This window comes from Paenibacillus sp. R-74696 (genome assembly GCF_055814915.1).
The window spans coordinates 130096-149268 of record NZ_JBPULM010000031.1; the positions used below are offsets into that span (position 1 = coordinate 130096).

Annotated in this window: 13 protein-coding genes; all 13 read left to right on the forward strand. The window is 47.3% G+C overall.

Features of this window, described 5'->3' with window-relative positions; genetic code table 11:
• The first annotated feature begins 16 nt into the window (after positions 1-16).
• The 13 genes from ACSR9A_RS15655 (at position 17) to ACSR9A_RS15715 (ending at position 18858) form a co-directional block, all read left to right on the forward strand.
• Positions 17-1057 (forward strand): DUF4432 family protein, encoded by a 1041-nt coding sequence (locus tag ACSR9A_RS15655; protein ID WP_473758147.1) that lies wholly within the window; start codon positions 17-19, stop codon positions 1055-1057.
• Positions 1058-1081: 24 nt separating this feature from the next.
• Positions 1082-2578 carry an L-arabinose isomerase gene (gene araA / locus ACSR9A_RS15660; RefSeq protein ID WP_473758148.1) on the forward strand — a complete coding sequence of 499 codons (1497 nt, stop codon included), beginning with the start codon at positions 1082-1084 and terminating at the stop codon, positions 2576-2578.
• Between the two features lie 201 nt (positions 2579-2779).
• Complete coding sequence (locus ACSR9A_RS15665) at positions 2780-3025, forward strand: FAD-binding oxidoreductase (RefSeq protein ID WP_473758149.1); 246 nt, start codon at positions 2780-2782, stop codon at positions 3023-3025.
• A 151-nt stretch (positions 3026-3176) separates the two neighbouring features.
• The gene (locus ACSR9A_RS15670) at positions 3177-3938 is read left to right on the forward strand and encodes a DeoR/GlpR family DNA-binding transcription regulator (protein WP_473758150.1); all 762 of its coding nucleotides are present in this window, start codon (positions 3177-3179) and stop codon (positions 3936-3938) included.
• Positions 3939-4293: 355 nt separating this feature from the next.
• Positions 4294-6327, forward strand: a complete 2034-nt coding sequence (locus tag ACSR9A_RS15675; protein ID WP_473758152.1) for a PKD domain-containing protein — start codon at positions 4294-4296, stop codon at positions 6325-6327.
• 197 nt (positions 6328-6524) lie between these two features.
• Positions 6525-8276, forward strand: coding sequence for a sensor histidine kinase (locus ACSR9A_RS15680; RefSeq protein WP_473758153.1), 1752 nt, complete (start codon positions 6525-6527; stop codon positions 8274-8276).
• Entirely contained in the window at positions 8254-9870 is a 1617-nt protein-coding gene (locus tag ACSR9A_RS15685) for a response regulator transcription factor (RefSeq protein ID WP_473758154.1), read from the forward strand. The genes ACSR9A_RS15680 and ACSR9A_RS15685 overlap by 23 nt, the downstream gene beginning before the upstream one ends.
• A gap of 121 nt (positions 9871-9991) precedes the next feature.
• Positions 9992-11731, forward strand: coding sequence for an extracellular solute-binding protein (locus tag ACSR9A_RS15690; protein ID WP_473758156.1), 1740 nt, complete (start codon positions 9992-9994; stop codon positions 11729-11731).
• 112 nt (positions 11732-11843) lie between these two features.
• Positions 11844-12764, forward strand: a complete 921-nt coding sequence (locus ACSR9A_RS15695; RefSeq protein WP_473758423.1) for an ABC transporter permease — start codon at positions 11844-11846, stop codon at positions 12762-12764.
• 22 nt (positions 12765-12786) lie between these two features.
• Positions 12787-13671 (forward strand): carbohydrate ABC transporter permease, encoded by an 885-nt coding sequence (locus ACSR9A_RS15700; RefSeq protein WP_473758157.1) that lies wholly within the window; start codon positions 12787-12789, stop codon positions 13669-13671.
• Between the two features lie 84 nt (positions 13672-13755).
• Positions 13756-15372 (forward strand): glycoside hydrolase family 43 protein, encoded by a 1617-nt coding sequence (locus ACSR9A_RS15705; protein WP_473758159.1) that lies wholly within the window; start codon positions 13756-13758, stop codon positions 15370-15372.
• Entirely contained in the window at positions 15369-16439 is a 1071-nt protein-coding gene (locus ACSR9A_RS15710) for a family 43 glycosylhydrolase (protein WP_473758161.1), read from the forward strand. The genes ACSR9A_RS15705 and ACSR9A_RS15710 overlap by 4 nt, the downstream gene beginning before the upstream one ends.
• A complete protein-coding gene (locus ACSR9A_RS15715; protein WP_473758162.1) occupies positions 16432-18858 on the forward strand; it encodes a glycoside hydrolase family 3 N-terminal domain-containing protein in 2427 nt (808 codons plus the stop codon). Before ACSR9A_RS15710 ends, ACSR9A_RS15715 begins: the two co-directional genes overlap by 8 nt.
• Positions 18859-19173: the final 315 nt, after the last annotated feature.

Below are 19173 nucleotides of genomic sequence, written 5' to 3' on the forward strand. Positions count from 1 at the left end.
AAGGGGAGAGGAAAACGTGAAGCTTTACGGAAGAGACTGGAAACGTCGCGAGCTGGAAGCTAGAGTTGGCCGTATCGAGCAAATTGGCGGTGTTGAGCGTTATACCAGAAGTGAAGGGCCTGAGGCGGGAGTAGACACATTCCGAGTGCGAACCGGAGGGGGGTTATCTTACTGGATAACGCCAAGCAAGGGGATGGATATCTCGCTTGCCGAAATGCATGGCGTACCCGTGAGTTGGTCTGCGAGCAACGGAGAGCCTCACCCCTCTTATTACGATCAACAAGAAGCGGAATGGCTGCGGACGGCATCCGGCGGCTTGCTTATGACATGCGGATTAACACAGGTTGGAGCACCTGGTAAAGACAGCGACGGTGCTTATGGTCTTCATGGTCGAATTCATCATACGCCAGCACGCCAAATTTCTTCTTGGTCGGAATGGGAAGGCGACCAGTATGTGTTGCGAATCCGTGGAGTCATAGAGGAGACCTCGATTTTTGGCGAGCATCTACGCCTGACAAGGATAATAACAAGCCATTTAGGTGAAAATCGCATCGCAATCATGGACTCCGTTCAGAACGTTGGATTCCGCCTTGCGCCTCATATGATGCTATATCATTTCAACTTCGGATTTCCGCTGCTTGCCGAGGACACGACTGTGGAGCTTCCCAAAGGGAAAACTTCAACTCGCGACAGCGACATGGATATGAGAAGGATGGGAGTATGGCAAGCGCCCGATCCTTCCTTTAAGGAACAGGTGTATTATCATAAGCCAGATGAAGGCAAGGATGCGGTCTGTGCACGTATTCATAGTCCCTCATTCCCAACTCTTGCTGCAAATACCCATTCACAGGGGCTATCGGTCGAACTGGAATGGGATCCTGTAACGCTTCCGAAGTTCGTTCAGTGGCACATGCCAGGAGCGGGTGAGCATGTGCTCGGACTTGAGCCTTCTAATTGCTGGACGAGAGGCAAGGAGGACGAACGGGAGAGAGGATCGCTCCGTATATTAGAGCCGAGTGAAACCGTAGATTATCGATTGGAATTGCGATTTGTTTAAACCTATTCTAAGGAGGATACAGCTATGCTTCAGAATAAGCCTTATATATTTTGGTTCGTAACCGGAAGTCAGGGACTTTATGGAGAAGATGTTTTGTCAAAAGTGGAGGACAATGCGAAGGAAATGGTTGCCGGGCTGGATCAAGACGATGCGCTTCCTTATCAAATCGTATTTAAAGCAGTCGTAACAACGCCGGAAGCTATCCGTCGTGTCTGTCTGGAGGCGAATTCAGACGATCATTGTGCGGGAATCATTACTTGGATGCATACCTTCTCGCCAGCAAAAATGTGGATCTCAGGTCTTACCCAGCTGCGTAAGCCGTTGCTTCACTTTCATACGCAATTTAATGTGGATATTCCTTGGGACAGCATTGACATGGATTTCATGAATTTAAATCAAGCGGCACATGGCGACCGGGAATTCGGGTTTATTGGGGCCCGCCTTGGCATAGCCCGTAAAATCATTGCAGGTCACTGGAAAGACGTGCAAGTACGCGGCAGAATCGGTTCTTGGATGAGAACGGCTGCTGGCTATACGGAAAGCCAAACGATGAAGATTGCTCGATTCGGCGATAACATGCGTTATGTCGCCGTCACGGAAGGCGATAAAGTAGAAGGGCAAATTCGATTCGGGTGGTCGGTTAACGGTTATCCTGCAGGAGATTTAGCGGAACGGGTGCAGGATGTCACGGATGGACAAGTCAACGAATTAATGGATGAATACACAGAGCTTTATGACTTTACAGAGAACGGGCAACTTGAAGGTGCCGAACGTGATGCGATTCGAGAACAAGCACGTATGGAGTTTGCATTGAAAGCGTTTCTTCAAGAAGGCGGTTATAGCGCATTCGTGACAAGCTTTCAGGATTTACACGGCTTGAAACAGCTGCCGGGACTAGCTGCCCAGCGACTTATGGCTGCTGGATATGGCTTTGGAGCAGAAGGTGATTGGAAAACGGCGGCTCTGGTTCGTATTATGAAAATAATGGCTGAAAACAAGGGCACTTCCTTTATGGAGGATTATACGTATCACATGCAAGAAGGCAATCAGCTTGTGCTCGGCGCTCATATGTTAGAGATATGTCCGACAGTTGCCCTCAGCAAGCCAAAGATTGAGGTTCATCCGTTGTTTGTCGGCGGTAAAGCCGATCCTGCCCGTCTTACTTTTAATGGGAATAGCGGTAGAGCAATCAATGCTACCGTAGTTGATCTTGGAGACAGATTTCGTCTGATCGTGAACGAAGTAACGGCTGTGAAGAACGAGAAGGAAATGCCGAACCTGCCGGTAGCACGGGTTCTGTGGAAGCCTGAGCCGTCGTTATCGGAAGCGGCGGAAGCGTGGATTTTGGCTGGCGGCGCGCACCACTTCGGTTTCTCTTTCCATGTTACAAGTGAGCAGCTGGCGGACTGGGCTAAGATGGCTGGTATCGAATGCATTATTATTAATCAGGCCTCTACGATGACGAGCCTGGAGAACGAGATTCGCTGGAATGATCTATATTACCGTTTGAACCATAAATAATAGATGTTCTTATGACGAGAAACCGCCGCTCCTGTCTGCTGTACGCTATAAAGAGCTGTTTGTGTTTCTCGTCCATTGTCATCCGAGGGACTTGCAATGTTGAGCATCTAAGTTAAATGCGAATTAAAAACGATAGTAGGCGATTCCTATTTTAAAGACGATCCCCAGTCGCTGATTATCTAATCCTATGACGACACGCCGATGCAGCAAGAACTGCCTGAAGGCGTTATTTATCTGGAAACGAACGAGCAGATATCTGCAATTATGAAGGTTCGCCATCGTCATCGTATTTCCTTAATCACCCGCGGCTCGGGAACGAACTTATGCGGAGGAACTGTTCCTGTTACTGGCGGCGTTGTTATGGTGATGCACAGAATGAATCGGATACTGGAGATTGATCTTGAAAATTTGACGGCAGTTGTACAGCCCGGCGTGAACAAGCAGTAGAATGTTTGAAATAGACAAAAATATTATGAAATGAAACTTATTTTGTTGATTTCCAAAAATTCATCCCATACAATTAAGGTACAACCTTTCGGAAATGGAAACGTTATTGCTTTTGCTTAAAAACCATCTGCTGGAGATATGAGGGAGTGCCATGAAGGACGGTTTGAATGACAGACAAAAACAAATTATTCATCAGTTACAGACCAAAGGCGAGGTCAAAATATCGGAATTGAAGGAATTCTTCGACGTAACGGATATGACTGTACGAAGAGATCTGGAGAAAATGGAACGCAGTGGCCTGCTTAAAAGAACGTTCGGTGGAGCCATTCTTGCATCGAAAGATGTTGCGCTAAGAGAGCGTTCAATTGTACGAGGAGTAGAGAAAGAGAGAATCGGGCGACTTGCAGCCAGCTTAGTGCAGTCTGGTGAGTCGATATTTATTGATGGAGGTTCTACCACGCTTCAGATTGCGCGGCATCTCCCGGAAGATGCCAATATTACCATTGTTACAAATGCCATTAACGTAGCTGCAGAGCTGTCAGAAAAAAGGATTCCGACGATCGTTCTTGGTGGAATATTAATGGATACGACAAAGTCAATGGTAGGGCCTGTCACGCTGGAGACAATTTCTCGGATGGCATTTGACAAGGTATTCTTAGGTGCAACCGGGCTTCATCCCCATCACGGATTCAGCAACTCCAATATGCATGAGGCAGAAATCAAGCGTGTTGCCATTCAAAAAGCAAAAGAGTCGTATATTGTAATAGATCACTCTAAGTTCGGTACGAGCATGCTGGTTTCTTTCGCGGATTTGAAAGCCGTAACGGCAATCATTACAGACGAAAGTCCGAATCAAGAAATGGTTTCGATTTGCCAAACGGCTGAGACAAGCATCTTCTTAGCACAGAAATAAATAACTTATATTGAAGTATGGAGAATGAAAGACAGCGATCAGCTAAAAAACTGATCGCTGTTTTTGTTCATTACACTGTTGATAAATCTATGATTCTACTGGATTTTCATATGCAACACCACAAAGATAGGGGTACCAGAAAGCTCGGGATGTCTATGTTTGCGCTTTGATAGCTAGAGTCTCGGACGTAACAGGCTGAACTCACAAATAAAAGTTCAGAATCCAAACAAAGTCCAATATATCTGCCCATCCTCCCCCTATATAATTAATCATAAGATTTCTCTTACGCGTTATCGTCAAAACGAAAAGAGATACTAAATTTAGAAAGCGCATTCATAGAACGGAGGAAGATCACATGATTTCTTCGAAAAAAATCGTTCGCAAGGCTGCGACAGGGGTGATGGCATTGGTTATGCTCAGCTCATTGTTGATGCCAAGCATGGGTACTTCTGCAGCAGAAGGTAACCCGTCAATATCAAATGTAAGCGCTTCAAAATTGGTTACGACGGAAAGTGTAGATCCTTTGTATAACCGTCCAGTAATCGACAAGGAAATCAATCTGACTACCCCAGTACCGCATCGTAAAGTATCGGGTCACTTTGAAGGGACGGATAAAAAGTTCATCTTCTACTTCCCAGAGAAGAGCAAGTTTACCGGACGCTTTTTCCAGCTCGTATATCCTCTTCAAGATGAGAATGCAGCCGATGTGAATGTCAGCTTCGGCGCGGACAGCGGAGCTTACACCGTGCAAACGAACGGCGGGGGAGGTTACCGGGTCGATGCTGCAGCGGCCAAGTTTTCCAGAGAGGTAGCTGCGAAGTACTACGGCTGGTCAGGGCGAATATACGGATATATCTACGGTGGTAGTGGGGGCTCTTATCAGACCATTGGCGCGTTAGAGGGCAGCGTAGGTGTATGGGATGGTGCGGTACCTTACATAACAGGCGTTCCGACCTCGATCCCTAATAATTTTTTCATACGGGCATTCGCTCGCTTTGTATTAGAGAAGAAAGCGCTGCAAATAGCAGACGCGGTGAGCCCTGGAGGTAGCGGAAATCCATACGCCGGGCTTAGCGATATGGAGAAGCTGGTCCTGGAGGAAGTTACGAAGCTGGGAGTACCACTGCGGGCTTGGGAAGATTATAACTACTTGCTCGGGTTACATGATGCTGAAGGATTGCTCGGTTTTCTATCTATCCTTCGGAGTTTGGACCCCACTTATGTGGAAGACTTTTGGAATAAGCCCGGTTATCTGGGTACGCAGCAATCGCAACTAGGCGAGCTGTTCCGTGCGTCTAAGGTTGACTCCACTTCCATTATCACGCAAGTCAATCGCGATGCACAGAATACGATAACGAGTTTGACCCTTAATCAGGGACTTTCCGTTAAGACGCCGATGAATTGGCTCGATTATACGTTACTTGCAGACGACGGTACAGCGACGGTTGGAAAGCTCTCGGGATCGTTAAATGCAGAAACAAAGGTATTCACCATCGGGAAAGGAAACCCCGAGAATGTTTTATCCGCAATCCATACAGGCTCGAAGCTGAAAATTGATAATCGGTGGTACCTTGCTGCGCTCTCCTACCATCGTCACCAAGTTCCTAAGGCACTAAGCTTTACGGCTTGGGATTTGCTTAGATCAGCTGATGGTACGCCGATTTATCCTCAGCGTGAGATGGAGATGGGATCGGTTATTAGTCGAGGCGTAACCGGTGGTGCTGCATACGACGGAAATATACACGCCAAAGTGATCATGGTCGTCAACTTGCTTGATGTCGATGCGTATCCTTGGAATGCCGATTGGTACAGCGCGAGGGTAAAGGAGTCACTTGGTGACCGTTATGATGATAACTTCCGGGTATGGTACAATGACAACGCCGATCATATCAGCCCAGCGCGTTCGCCGCGGCTCGTTCAATACGATGGTCTACTCCAGCAAGCACTGCGTGATGTAAGCGCCTGGGTCGAGAAAGGCGCGGCACCGGCGCATTCGACCAATTATGAAGTCGTTGATGGGCAGGTTCAGGTACCGGAGAATGCGACGATGCGCCAGGGCATTCAACCCGTCGTGGATTTGACCGTGAATAGTGCTGCGAAGATTGAGATTGCAGCCGGCCAGTCTGTGAGCTTTATTGCAAGGATTCAGGTTCCCCAAGGAAGTGGGAAAATTGTGGCCACTGAGTGGGATTTCGCAGGTAATGGCGATTTCAAGACCTGGAAGTTCGGAACTCCCCGTCAAAAGGTAAACGTTTCGATGAAATTCAAATATACAAAGCCAGGGACCTACTACCCGTCGATTCGCGTGACATCCGAGCGTGAAGGGGAAACGCAAACAACCTTTGCAAGGATTGAAAACCTCGACCGGGTTCGCGTTGTGGTCCATTAACAGTCTCACCTTATATAGTCATATCTGAACCATGTCCGGACTCGATCATAGCTGATCGGGTCTGCTTTTTTTACCAACAGTCAACTCCGTTCTTGCTCTGTTAAGGATTTCCAAGTGGTTTTATTGATGCTCCATCGGCAGTACGTTAAAGTTAGTTAGGATAATAAAAATTGTTGCCAAGGAGAATGATGTTATAGATGGGATTAGTCAAAAGGTTCGGCTCTTTGCCGATTTTTCCGAAGCTTGCCCTTACGTTTTTGATGGTGCTCACGCCGCTGTTCTACATTGGGCTGCAGATGGGGGAGGCCGGCTCCAGCATCGTCGAGGGAGAAATCACAAGCTCGTTAACATCGCGTACCAGCCTGTACATGGATCTATTGGACAGTGACTTTGATCGGACGATCCGCATGATGGGGGAAAGCATGTACGACGAGGATCTGATGAAGCTCAGCACCTCTTCGGAAATTATGCCTATCTTGGAGCGGACCCATGCAGTGCTTAGGTTGAAAAACCAAATGGATCAGTTGGCTCGAACAAGCTCTTTCGCCAAGAATGCAATGGTCTCTATTCCGGGCATGAACCGGAATGTAAGTTCAGCCGAGAACTCCATTTCCGACTTCGATACAGAGCTATTCGAGGCATTAGCTGCACCACAGCCCAACGTTGCAGAACCTTTCCGTGTCTGGAATAAACGAATCTTCTTGTGTATGTCATATCCGGGCGTGGGCAAGCAGCCAATGTTTCTAGTCACCGTCGAGCTATCCAACACGAAGCTCTCGGCCAAGCTCAAGCAATTCACCCAGCAAGACGGTATCGCGGCTTTGGTGAGCAACGATATGGAATGGGCTATATCTGGTCAATATGATTATTTACTGAGCAAGGGAATGTCAACTAGGCTGAATCCGATCGAGGTAGACGGCATTCAAAAGATTACGTTGGATCAAGTTGATTATCTATTCGCAAGTAAGGAGTCTGGATTACTCAATGCAAAACTCATGATGTTCGTTCCTGTCGAACAGGTTGAGAAGCCTCTCCAACGGTACCGAAATTGGGTATTTGCTTTATATGGTGTGTCCGTGCTGGTCATCATTGTATTCTCGTTTGGCATATACCGTATTATTCACCGCCCGCTCAAGCTGCTCGTTCGCTCCTTCCGAAGAATCGAACAGGGAAAGTTCGATATCGCCATCGATTATTCGTTCACCGATGAGTTTGGCTACTTGTATAAACAGTTGAATGCGATGGTGCAAGAGCTAAAGCGGTTGATTCACGAGGTGTACGAGCAGGAGTATCGGGCGCGCGTGGCTGAGCTTCGGCATTTGCAATCGCAGATCAATCCGCATTTTCTGTACAACACGTTCTTCATCCTCTATCGTCTCGCGAAGCAAGAGGAAAACGAGAGCATTGCGCGATTAACGAATCATTTGGGTGAATATTTCGAATATATAACAAGGGATGGCTCACAGGAAGTGACGTTGGAGAGCGAGGCTGCTCATGCAAAGTCATATACGGATATACAGACGATCCGCTTCTCCAATCGAATTGAAGCTCGTTTCTCGGAGGTTCCAATGGAGGCGAGAGAGTTATTGGTACCGCGGCTCATTATTCAGCCGATTATCGAGAATGCCTACGAGCATGCACTGGAGAAGAGGGCCGAAGGCGGAATGCTGGAGGTAGATATGCAGATGATATCGTCCACACTGCTAATTCGCGTAGAAGACTCTGGATTCATTGAAGAGGAGACCTTGAATCAGCTGCTGATTCACTTGAACAGTGGGCAGGATGTGGGGGAGAGCACGGGATTGATTAATATACATCGGCGGCTTCAAATTTATTATGGTAGTAAGGCTGGATTGAGTTTGAGCCGGGGAGAGCTCGGTGGCCTAAAGGTCATTCTGGCGATACCGTTGAAGGGGGATATTCCTAATGCTACGATTACTGATTGTTGATGATGAACCGCTAACAGCAGAAGGCTTGTATGAAATGCTATCCGAAGTAAATGAACTAGAACTCGACCTCTATAAAGCGACGTCCGCGAAAGAAGCAATCGCCTGGCTGTCACGTACGAAGATGGACATCGTGCTAAGCGATATCCGGATGCCCGAGATGGATGGTCTCCAATTACAGCAATGGATTCACGCACGTTGGCCCCGTTGCAAGGTCATCTTTCTGACTGGCATCAGAGATATCCAGTATGCCCAGAAGGCATTGCGGAGCGGCGGTGCCGATTACATTCTGAAGACGGAAGGCGATGAAGCGATTGTCCAAAGTGTTCGAAGAGCTTCCGAGGCTATAACGGAAGACCGGAAAAATGAGGGGGTTCTCGTTCGTGCCAAAGAACAGCTGAGAGAAATTATTCCGCTACTTCGCAAGGAATGGTTCGCCTCTTTGCTTGAGCAGGGGGATCTGCCGACTGGCAGACTCAGCCTCGGACTGCAGGAAATCAATTCGCATCTTCATGCCGAAGAACCGGTACTGCTCGTCTGCGGACGGGTAGACAGCTGGCAGCAGGATTACAGTGCCTCCGATCAAACATTGCTCCTATATGCCGTGCAGAATATCGCGGAGGAATACTTGGCGCGTACGGTCATGTTGCCCGTCATGCTTAGCGGCTCCTATTTTGTCTGGTTCATCCAGCCGAAGCCTATCGAGTTGACCTGGGAAGATACGATCCCCTATGTGCAGGGTACATTAGAAAGTATTCAACAAACGTGCAGGGAGATTCTGAAAATTCCGGTATCTTTCATCTCGCATGAGCAGCCCTTGGCGTGGGAGGATATAGCGAGAGCTTACGACTTGCTCAAGCAAAAGCTCATTCTGGGTCTGGGCGACGGCAAGGAGATGCTGCTCATTTATCAAGGGGAGGAATCGGTAGTGCCGGCTGCGTATGTACCGGCACTAGCCTTATCTAAAATTGAAAATGCTATAGAGATGGGACAAGAACAAGTATTTCAGGAGCTTCTCCATGATATGTTTCAAAAAATATCGAAGCGATTTTCCGTTTATGTACAAGCATATTATGCTGTCGCAGTTATGCTGCTCAATCAATGGAACAAGATATACCGAAGCGGGAATCTTGCCAATTCGAACGATAATGGGATGCTCGGCAGGCTGCTTGACGTTAATTCGCACGGAACGAAAGAGCAAGCGGTGCAGTATCTCTATGAAACCGGCCGTGAACTGTTTTGTCATGGGAAACAGGAGCAGGACGAACGGACGCAGCGCATCATTGACAAGCTCAACCACTATATCGTGGAACATCTTAATAAAGACCTGTCGCTAGCCGTGCTTGCAGACTCTGTTTACTTGAATCCTTCCTATCTTTCCAATCTTTACAAAACGTATACTGGACGCAATATTTCGGATTATATTACCGAACAGCGGGTCGATCGGGCGAAGAGCTTACTTGAACAATCCCACGCCAAGGTGCAGGAGATTGCGATCGCGGTTGGCTTCGATGGACCTGGTTATTTTGGTCGATTCTTCAAGAAACATGTCGGCGTAACGCCACAAGAGTACCGCAGCAGATTAACAATTGGGTGAGTTGCAGGAATATACAAACGGAAGTATAGAATCCAAATAGAGTCTCATATACCTGACTACTGCCTACTATTATAATTGGTTTCAAGAGATCTCTTACAAATATCTAGAGGGGGAAGTTGGAATGAAAAATCGTGCTCGCGTAGCGACAATGGTATCTGTTCTCTTAGCGGTCAGCTTAGTTGCAAGCGCATGCAGCAATAACGGCAACAAGAATACCTCGGATGAACCGTCCGCGACGAACAACGGAACTGCCCAAGTTAATGAGACTCAAACGCCTGAAGAAAGATATTTGGGGAAGTATGAGTCAGACATTGATGTCACGACGGTACGTATAATCAGCCCTTCTTTGAAATTCGGTGAAGGGGAAACGATAGATAATAACGTGTGGTATCAGGAATATGCGAACAAGCTTGGTATTAAACTCACTAATGAATGGACGGTGAAAGGAGACGAGCCTGGTGGTCAAGGCGAACAGAAAATGAACGTCTCTATCGCCTCGGGTGACCTGCCGGACATCGTGCCGGTGAATTCCTCGCAGCTGCGGCAATTAGCGGATGCAGGCAAGTTGGCTGACTTAACGGAACTTTACGAGAACTATGCAAGTCCAATGACGAAGGAAGTTTTGACATCATCAGGTCCCGCATCGCTTGATTCAGCTACCTTTGACGGCAAGCTGCTTGCGATCCCTGCTCCAACCTCCAGGATCGACCAAGCGCCCTTGGTTTGGATCCGCGCAGATTGGATGACGAAATTGGGCCTTCAAGCGCCAAAGACTATGGATGACGTCTTCAAAATAATGGATGCATTCGTAAATCAAGATCCGGACGGCAACGGTAAAAAGGATACCTATGGTATGGCCGTAGACAAGGATCTGTATGGGTTATTTGGATTGGAGGGTTTTTTCAACAGCTACCATGCGTACCCTCGCCAAGGCGGAAAAGGAAATTGGATTCAAGATGGCGACGGCAACCTTGCGTTCGGCAGCATTCAGCCAGAAGTGAAGACGGCGCTCAGCAAGCTGCAGGAGTTGTATAAAAAAGGCTATATTGATCCCGAATTCGGCGTGAAAGATTGGACGAAAGAGAAGGAGTTAATTGTAGCCGGTAAAATCGGTCTATGGTTCGGCAGCATGCCAGCTCCGCTCGTCTTACAAGATCTTAAAAATAATGATCCGAATATGGACTTGAAGCCTTTTCCGATCGTCTCCATCGATGAAAAGCCAGTCAAGGCGCAAGTGCCGGGCATTAGCCTTAAATCGACGCAGCAATACCTTGCGGTGACCAAGGATGCCAAACATCCGGAAGCGCTGCTCAAAATGATAAACCTTTACTTTGAAATCACATATGGGACATCGTACACGCAAGAACAGATCGACAAGTTGAATACAAGCCCGGTCGACGGAATCGAGCGTTGGATGTATTCCATCTATTCCGCTGAACCGGAGAAGAACCTGAACACACATCGCATCGTGAAAGAAGTCATCAATGGTGAAAAAGAGGAATCGGCCATTTCGAATGAGCAGATGGGTGCTTATCGAAGCGTCAAGAAGGCTGTGAACGGAGAAAAGCTGGAAACGATCGATTGGGCTCTGAACCGTGTTTTCGGTATTGAAGATTCCTCATTCAGCATTATCGACATGTATGAGAAAACAGGCATGCTTATGCCAAATGCCTTTAACCAGGTCATGACGGGGACGATGACGAAGCGGGACTCGACACTGATGAAGCAGGAGCTTCAGACGTTTACTGGCATTATTATGGGTGAACCGCTCGAGACGTTTGATAGCTTCGTCACGGACTGGAAGAAGCTCGGTGGCGATGAGATAACGAAGGAAGTCAACGAATTAATGAAGAAAAAATAAGGACAACGTGATCCGCAATCTACCTCCGCTAAAAGAGGTAGATTGCGACCAAATGGACAGGAAAGGAAGAAGCGCCATGTTGAAAAAAGCCACAGATGATCAGATGATTATCATGGAATCATTGGCTCAGCCAAGGGGCAAGCGGACGTGGAAGTTCCAATTGCCCCTTCATCTCATGATCCTGCCGGGGCTTCTCTTGATCTTGGTATATAGCTATGGCCCCATGCTCGGCTCTGTTATCGCCTTTCAGGATTTCAACCCTGCACGCGGCATTCTGGATTCCGCGTGGAACGGCCTTGAGAACTTTCGTTATGTGATGGCATTGCCTGGGTCCATTCAAGTCGTCTGGAATACGCTTATCATTGCATGCATGAAGATTATTGTCGGCTTATTTGTACCGATCGTAGTTTCGCTGTTACTAAATGAGATTCGTAAGGAGCTGTTCAAGCGAACCATTCAGACTCTGGTTTACTTGCCGCATTTCTTGTCTTGGATCATTCTTGGCGGTGTATTGATCGATATTTTGTCTCCTACAAGTGGTATCGTCAATCAAGTGTTGAACGGGTTAGGGTTGAATTCCATTTACTTCTTGGGCAGTAATGACTGGTTTCGCTCTGTTCTTGTTACCTCGGACGTCTGGAAGGAATTCGGATTTAATACCATCGTCTATTTGGCAGCGCTTACAAGCATCAATCCCACGTTATATGAAGCAGCCGTAATTGACGGCGCGAATCGTTGGAAGCAAACGCTATACGTGACATTGCCAGGAATGGCTCCGATCATAATATTGACAGCAACGCTGGCGCTCGGCCAAGTGCTCAATGCCGGCTTCGATCAGGTATACAATTTGTATAGTCCCCAAGTTTATGTAACGGGTGACATTATCGACACATTCGTTTATCGAATTGGTATCGTCGATGCGCAGTATGGTGTAGCTACAGCTGTTGGGCTCTTTAAGTCGGTCGTATCTTTGATTATGCTTTCGACGTCTTACTTCCTAGCCTACCGTTTTGCCAACTACCGGATATTCTAAGTGGGAGAGGAGTCGATCGATTATGGTAGAACGTTTAACGCCGAGCCGAAGGCTGTTTATAGGGATTAACTATATCTTCCTGACTCTCTTGTCGGTTCTGTGTATATTACCGCTCATTCATGTGTTAGCGGTTTCGTTTAGTTCGAGTTCCGCCGCTGCTGCTGGTTATGTCAAGCTTTGGCCGGTTGAGTTCACGTTGGATTCGTATAAGTACGTACTTGGGCAAGCCGAATTCTTCAATTCCATTCTGGCTACATTGAAACGCGTCTCCGTCGGTTTGATCATCAATATGGTGCTGACGATTTTAGTTGCTTATCCGCTATCGAAAGATGCAAAAAAATTCCGTGGCCGCACGATTTACGCTTGGGTGTTTGTTTTTACGATGCTATTTAACGGCGGGCTCATCCCGCTGTATATGACGGTGAAATACACGGGCATCCTTGATTCTGTGTGGGCGCTTGTTCTTCCACAAGCGGTGCCGATCTTTAATATGATCTTATTGTTAAATTTCTTCAGAGGCTTGCCTAAGGAGCTGGAGGAAGCTGCTTTCATGGATGGCGCAGGCCATTGGACAACGCTGTGGAGAGTGTTCGTCCCGCTGTCCGCGCCGGCGTTGGCTACTATTACGCTGTTTACCATGGTTTTTCATTGGAACTCCTGGTTTGACGGGCTCATCTTCATGAACTCGCCGAACAACTATCCACTGCAGAGCTACCTGCAAACGGTAGTCATCCAGCAAAACTTTAATACCGCCAGTCTGGAGACGATCGCAGCCATGCAAAAAATTAGTGACCGGACTTACAAATCCGCGCAGATATTCCTTGGCTCATTGCCGATTCTGCTCGTGTATCCATTCCTGCAGCGGTTCTTTTTGAAAGGAATCGTACTCGGCAGCGTAAAAGAATAGAAGTTCGATTAAGTGGCCAGCGGATGATCCCTAGCCGTCATTCAATCATGCAGAAGATGAGAAGTTATGAGGTGTATACAAAAAATGAGATCAATAACTAATCCTATATTGCCTGGATTTAACCCTGACCCGTCAATCGTGAGAGTGGATGATAATTATTACATTGCGACTTCTACATTTGAATGGTTCCCTGGCGTACAAATCCATCATTCGAAGGATTTGGTAAATTGGAAGCTGATTGCTCACCCGTTGAATCGTGTTTCTCAATTGGACATGATCGGGAATCCAAGTTCAGCGGGGGTTTGGGCACCATGTTTGACTTATTGTGATGGTGTTTTTTATCTCATATATACCAATGTGAAATCCTTGGACGGTTGGGGCTTCAAAGACACCCATAATTATCTTGTAATGGCAACGGATATCAATGGCGAATGGTCTGACCCTATCTATTTGAATAGCAGCGGATTTGATCCCTCGTTATTTCATGATGATGACGGAAGAAAGTGGCTCGTCAATATGCTATGGGATTACAGAGCCGGAAAGAATCTTTTTGCGGGCATACATCTACAGGAATATTCCATTGAGGAAAAAAAACTTATTGGCAAGCCAAGAAATATTTTTAAAGGAACGAGTCTTTGGGTTACCGAAGGTCCGCATCTTTACAAATATAATGGCTATTATTATTTGATGACGGCTGAAGGTGGTACCGGCTTACACCATGCGGTAACCATGGCCCGCTCCCAACATATCGAGGGCCCCTATGAAGTGGATCCGGTTAATCCGATATTGACATCAAGGCATGATCCAACTTTGGTTCTGCAGAAAGCAGGGCATGGTTCCCTTGTGGATACCCAAAACGGGGAGTGGTATATGGTTCATCTTTGCGCTAGACCGATTCCTACAACGGGCAGATGCACCTTAGGAAGAGAGACCGCTATCCAAAAAATGACTTGGACTGAGGATGGGTGGTTCAGACTGGCGTGTGGAGGGAATCAGCCTGAGGCGAAGGTAATGGCGCCTGATATTCCGGAACATCCATGGGAACCAGAGCCGGCAAGAGACGATTTTAACGTGGAGAGGTTGAATATCCATTTCGCTACATTAAGAATCCCTTTAGGAGAGGACATGTTGTCTTTAACAGAAAGACCGGGATTTCTGAGACTGAAGGGCAAAGAGTCTCTTATTTCTAATCATAAACAGAGTCTGGTAGCTAGGAGGCAGCAGTCTCACAAGTATACGGCATCCACCTGCGTCGAGTTTGAACCGGAGAACTTTCAACAAATGGCTGGATTGGTATGTTTGTACAACACCCAAAATTACTACTATCTCCGAGTAAGCCATGACGAGGAACTTGGGAAATGTATCGGCATCGTTTACGCTCAAAATATCGCTTTTCAGCAGCCGGTGGAAGATCTATCCATAGCGGGCTGGAGCAAGGTTTATCTCAAGGTGGTCGTAGACTACGATAAATTGCAATTCTATTATTCGATGAATGAAGAAAATTGGATTTCGATCGGTCCAATCTTGGATGCGAGTACACTCTCTGATGAGTTTTACAATAATATGGCGTTTACCGGCGCTTTTGTTGGAATTTGCTGTCAGGATATGAGCAACGGCGAGAAGCATGCCGACTTTGATTGGTTTGAGTATGTGGAAGGAAATAGATCAGAGATTCTTATTAAGGAAGGAGTGCAAGTATGACATATCATTCGATTAGACCAGGACAAATATGGCTGGATACGGAAGGGAAGCGCATCCAGGCACACGGTGGCTCCATTATTACGGTAGGTGATACCTTTTATTGGTATGGCGAAAATAAGGAACATACAAAGCCCGGAAGCGGAATTTGGCACTGGGGGGTTAAATGTTATGCCTCTAAAGATTTGTACAATTGGGAAGATAAAGGGCTCATCATTCCACCGGTGGAGGATGACCCGGAGTCGCCGCTTCATCCCGCTCAATATGCAGATAGGCCGCATATCATTTTCAATGAAGCAACGCGTAAATTCGTTTGCTGGATCAAAGTGATGAAACGGGATGGGACGCAAAAGTCGACGGTTTTGACGGCTGACCATATTTTGGGACCGTATACGATGGTGCAAAGCGACCTTCGCCCGTTGGATATGAGCGCGGGTGATTTCGATTTGGTTAGTCAAGACGGCAAAGCCTACTACTATTTCGAAAGAGTACACAGCGAGCTCATTTGCGCTGATTTGAGCACGGACTTTACGGATGTAACGGGTTATTATTCCACCCATTTCCCGAAAATACAGCCCCCGTTCGTACGTGAAGCACCAGCTTATTTCTATCGGAATGGATTGCATTATTTGTTTACGTCCGGTACGACGGGTTATCATCCGAACCCATCGGAAGTTGCACGCGCGAGCAGCTTTCATGGTCCATGGGAGTTAATGGGGGATCCGCATCCAAACGATACTTCCCGTACCTCCTATAATACTCAGATTACATCGGTTTTTAAGCATCCCAATAAAAAAGATTTGTATATCGCCTTGGCAGATCGTTGGATCCCGAACCTTCCGGAAATATCCGGTGAGGCATTCTATAATGGGGAAAAGTACCAAAAGGTATCGGAACAATTCAATGCGATCTTCAATCCGGAAATCGAGCACGTCTTGACGGAAGAAGATCACAATGACCTACTTGTCAATACTTCGATCGCGGATTACGTTTGGCTGCCGGTACGTTTTGAAGGCGAGATGGCCTATTTGGACTGGACTGAGGAATGGAAGGTAGAGGACTATGACTGATTATCGGCACCCTTCATTATCGGCTTTACATCGGGCAGAAGATTTGCTGGCAAGAATGAGTATCGAAGAGAAAATGGGACAAATCGTCGGGTACATGCCGCAAAATGATACCATTGAACAGTTTGAAAAGGATTACCCATGTGGCGCCGGCCAGGTTTCCATGCTGTTCGCCGGCAAGCTTAGCGATAAGGAAGCCGTTGCAGAAGAAGTAACCCGTATCCAAAAGATGATTATGGCTCGCAGCGAACACCGCATTCCTGCCATATTCCATGTGGAAGCTCTTACCGGCGGATTGCTTCCGGAAGCGACTAGCTTCCCATCCGGAATCGGACAGGGCTCAACCTGGAATCCGGAACTGCTAAAAGCGATGGGGAAGATCGTGGGGAGCCAAGTTAGGGCGGTTGGGGGTTCCCATGCTTTTGCGCCAGTATTAGATATTTCGCGTGACTCACGCTTCGGGCGTCAGGGTGAAACCTATGGGGAAGACCCGGCTTTGGCATCGGCATTGGGAACGGCTTATGTTTCAGGCTTACAGAACGATGGAGATGTGAAAGAAGCGGTACTGGCTTGCGCGAAGCATTTCCTTGGCTATCATGCGACGCAGGGAGGCATACATGCCGCAACGACCCCGATTCCACAGCGGTTGCTTAGAGAAGTATATGCCAAGCCGTTCCAAGCGGCGATTACCAACGCCAGTCTGAAGTCCGTGATGAACACATACAGTTCGATCGACGGGGAGTCCGTGACCGGCTCCAAGAAGATTCTCACCGAACTCCTGCGCGGGGAAATGGGCTTCGAAGGCTTGGTCGTGTCAGACTATACTTCCATTGCTGAACAGCATACGCGTCTTATGCTTTGCGAGAACAAAACGGATGCGGGCGAACGTTCTTTGCGCGCCGGGATGGATATTGAGCTTCCTTCAAAGGATTGCTATAACGAGGAGCTAATGCTGCGTATTAAGAAAGGCGATGTCGAAATGGATGCTCTTGACCGGGCGGTTAGGAACATCTTGATCGCTAAATTCGAACTTGGTCTCTTCGAAAATCCGTTTCCACGATCCAAAGCGGACATGGATTCGATCTACACTGACGCAGCAAACGAGCAGATCAGTTTGGACGCCGCGAGACAATCCTTGGTTTTATTGAAAAACAACGGAGTACTCCCATTAAAGCGGACTAAACAGAAGATAGCCGTCATTGGTCAGCTTGCTGCATCGACAAGAGCGCTTTTCGGCGGCTATACCTTTGCCACATTGTCTGAAAATATGCTCGGTATCGGAAATACGATGGCCGGCGTCGATTTCGAGAAGATCTCGAATTTAACAAAGGATGAGTTCGGGGCGGGACGAGACCATTATACTTATCCTGGCAGTCAAGTGAAGATTGAGCTGCCGGAGGTCGAGGCGCTTATGAGGAAGTGCTACTTAGGTGCGCTTAATCTGTTCGAGCAAATCATGCTGGAAGTTCCGGAAGCCGAAGTAACCTACTCCTATGGATTTGCCTATGCCGGCAATGATACCTCTAAGCATGAAGAGGCATTGGCCGCCGCAGCTGAGGCTGATCTTGTCATATTAGCATTAGGCGGGAAGCACGGCTGGGGAACGTCTTGTACGACCGGAGAAGGGATCGATGCGACCAACATTCATTTGCCAGCGTGTCAGGAGAGCTTCATTCAAAAGCTGGCAGGTCTAAATAAACCAACGGTCGCCGTACACTTCGACGGAAGACCAATTTCGAGCGACATGGCTGATCGACATATCGATGCCATACTTGAAGCTTGGAATCCAGGGCAGTTTGGTGCGAAAGCGATAACTGATGTGCTTTTCGGAACCTATAATCCCTCCGGTAAAATGCCGGTTTCCGTCGCATATAATGCGGGTCAGATCCCGGTTTTCTATAATCACGACAATGGCTCTAGTTATCACGTGGGCACGATAAACGAGTTCAGCAGCTATGTCGATTGTCCCCGCGAGCCGAGGTATTATTTCGGACATGGGCTTTCTTATACGACATTTGCTTATTCAGACCTGCGGATTGAGCAAAATGCCTATGAGCCGGAAGAGCAAATAAAAGTCGAGCTTAACCTTACGAACACAGGAGAAGTTTTCGGTGAAGAAGTGGTTCAGCTTTACGTACGTGATCCATACGCTTGCATGGTTCGTCCCGTCATGGAATTGGCCGGCTTCGTTCGAGTGCCTTTAGCGCCCAAGGAAACAAAAACGGTGACTTTTACGATGCAGCCTAGCCAATTCGCCCTTCTGGATACCGACATGAAATGGAAAATTGAGGCGGGGGAAATGGAAGTAAAGGTTGGCGCATCCTCGAACGATATTCGTGCCGAAAACAGCTTCCGCATCAAATCGTCCATGTATATCGACGGGAAAAAAAGAGGTTTTTATGCAGATGCCACGATCAGGTAAACGGAGCGGATGATTAGGATTTACCATATTCAACGGGCAATTTGCGTTGGAAGACATGTGCTCTAAGCAAAGCTTGCTAAGAAACAAGCGAAAAAGAAAAACAGTAAGTAATTCGACCTCATTGCGGATAACTTACTGTTTTTTTACAAGACTCTTTATCTTAAGGAGCTACGATTTAAGAAGCAGGATTACGTTTCATCCTTCTTCTTTGCGTATTCATTTTCTAGGGGGAAATGTTAAAATCATCTTCGCCTTGTAGCAACTTGAGACGCTAGATTCGAAAATATTACCAAGCAAAATAGCAATTAGGAGGCA

Coding starts and splice junctions, on each gene's coding strand:
- ACSR9A_RS15695 (WP_473758423.1), top strand. CDS start 11,844: ATGGAATCATTGGCTCAGCCAAGGGGCAAGCGGACGTGGAAGTTCCAA.
- ACSR9A_RS15670 (WP_473758150.1), top strand. CDS start 3,177: ATGAAGGACGGTTTGAATGACAGACAAAAACAAATTATTCATCAGTTA.
- ACSR9A_RS15710 (WP_473758161.1), top strand. CDS start 15,369: ATGACATATCATTCGATTAGACCAGGACAAATATGGCTGGATACGGAA.
- ACSR9A_RS15690 (WP_473758156.1), top strand. CDS start 9,992: ATGAAAAATCGTGCTCGCGTAGCGACAATGGTATCTGTTCTCTTAGCG.
- araA (WP_473758148.1), top strand. CDS start 1,082: ATGCTTCAGAATAAGCCTTATATATTTTGGTTCGTAACCGGAAGTCAG.
- ACSR9A_RS15700 (WP_473758157.1), top strand. CDS start 12,787: ATGGTAGAACGTTTAACGCCGAGCCGAAGGCTGTTTATAGGGATTAAC.
- ACSR9A_RS15715 (WP_473758162.1), top strand. CDS start 16,432: ATGACTGATTATCGGCACCCTTCATTATCGGCTTTACATCGGGCAGAA.
- ACSR9A_RS15680 (WP_473758153.1), top strand. CDS start 6,525: ATGGGATTAGTCAAAAGGTTCGGCTCTTTGCCGATTTTTCCGAAGCTT.
- ACSR9A_RS15665 (WP_473758149.1), top strand. CDS start 2,780: ATGCAGCAAGAACTGCCTGAAGGCGTTATTTATCTGGAAACGAACGAG.
- ACSR9A_RS15685 (WP_473758154.1), top strand. CDS start 8,254: ATGCTACGATTACTGATTGTTGATGATGAACCGCTAACAGCAGAAGGC.
- ACSR9A_RS15705 (WP_473758159.1), top strand. CDS start 13,756: ATGAGATCAATAACTAATCCTATATTGCCTGGATTTAACCCTGACCCG.
- ACSR9A_RS15675 (WP_473758152.1), top strand. CDS start 4,294: ATGATTTCTTCGAAAAAAATCGTTCGCAAGGCTGCGACAGGGGTGATG.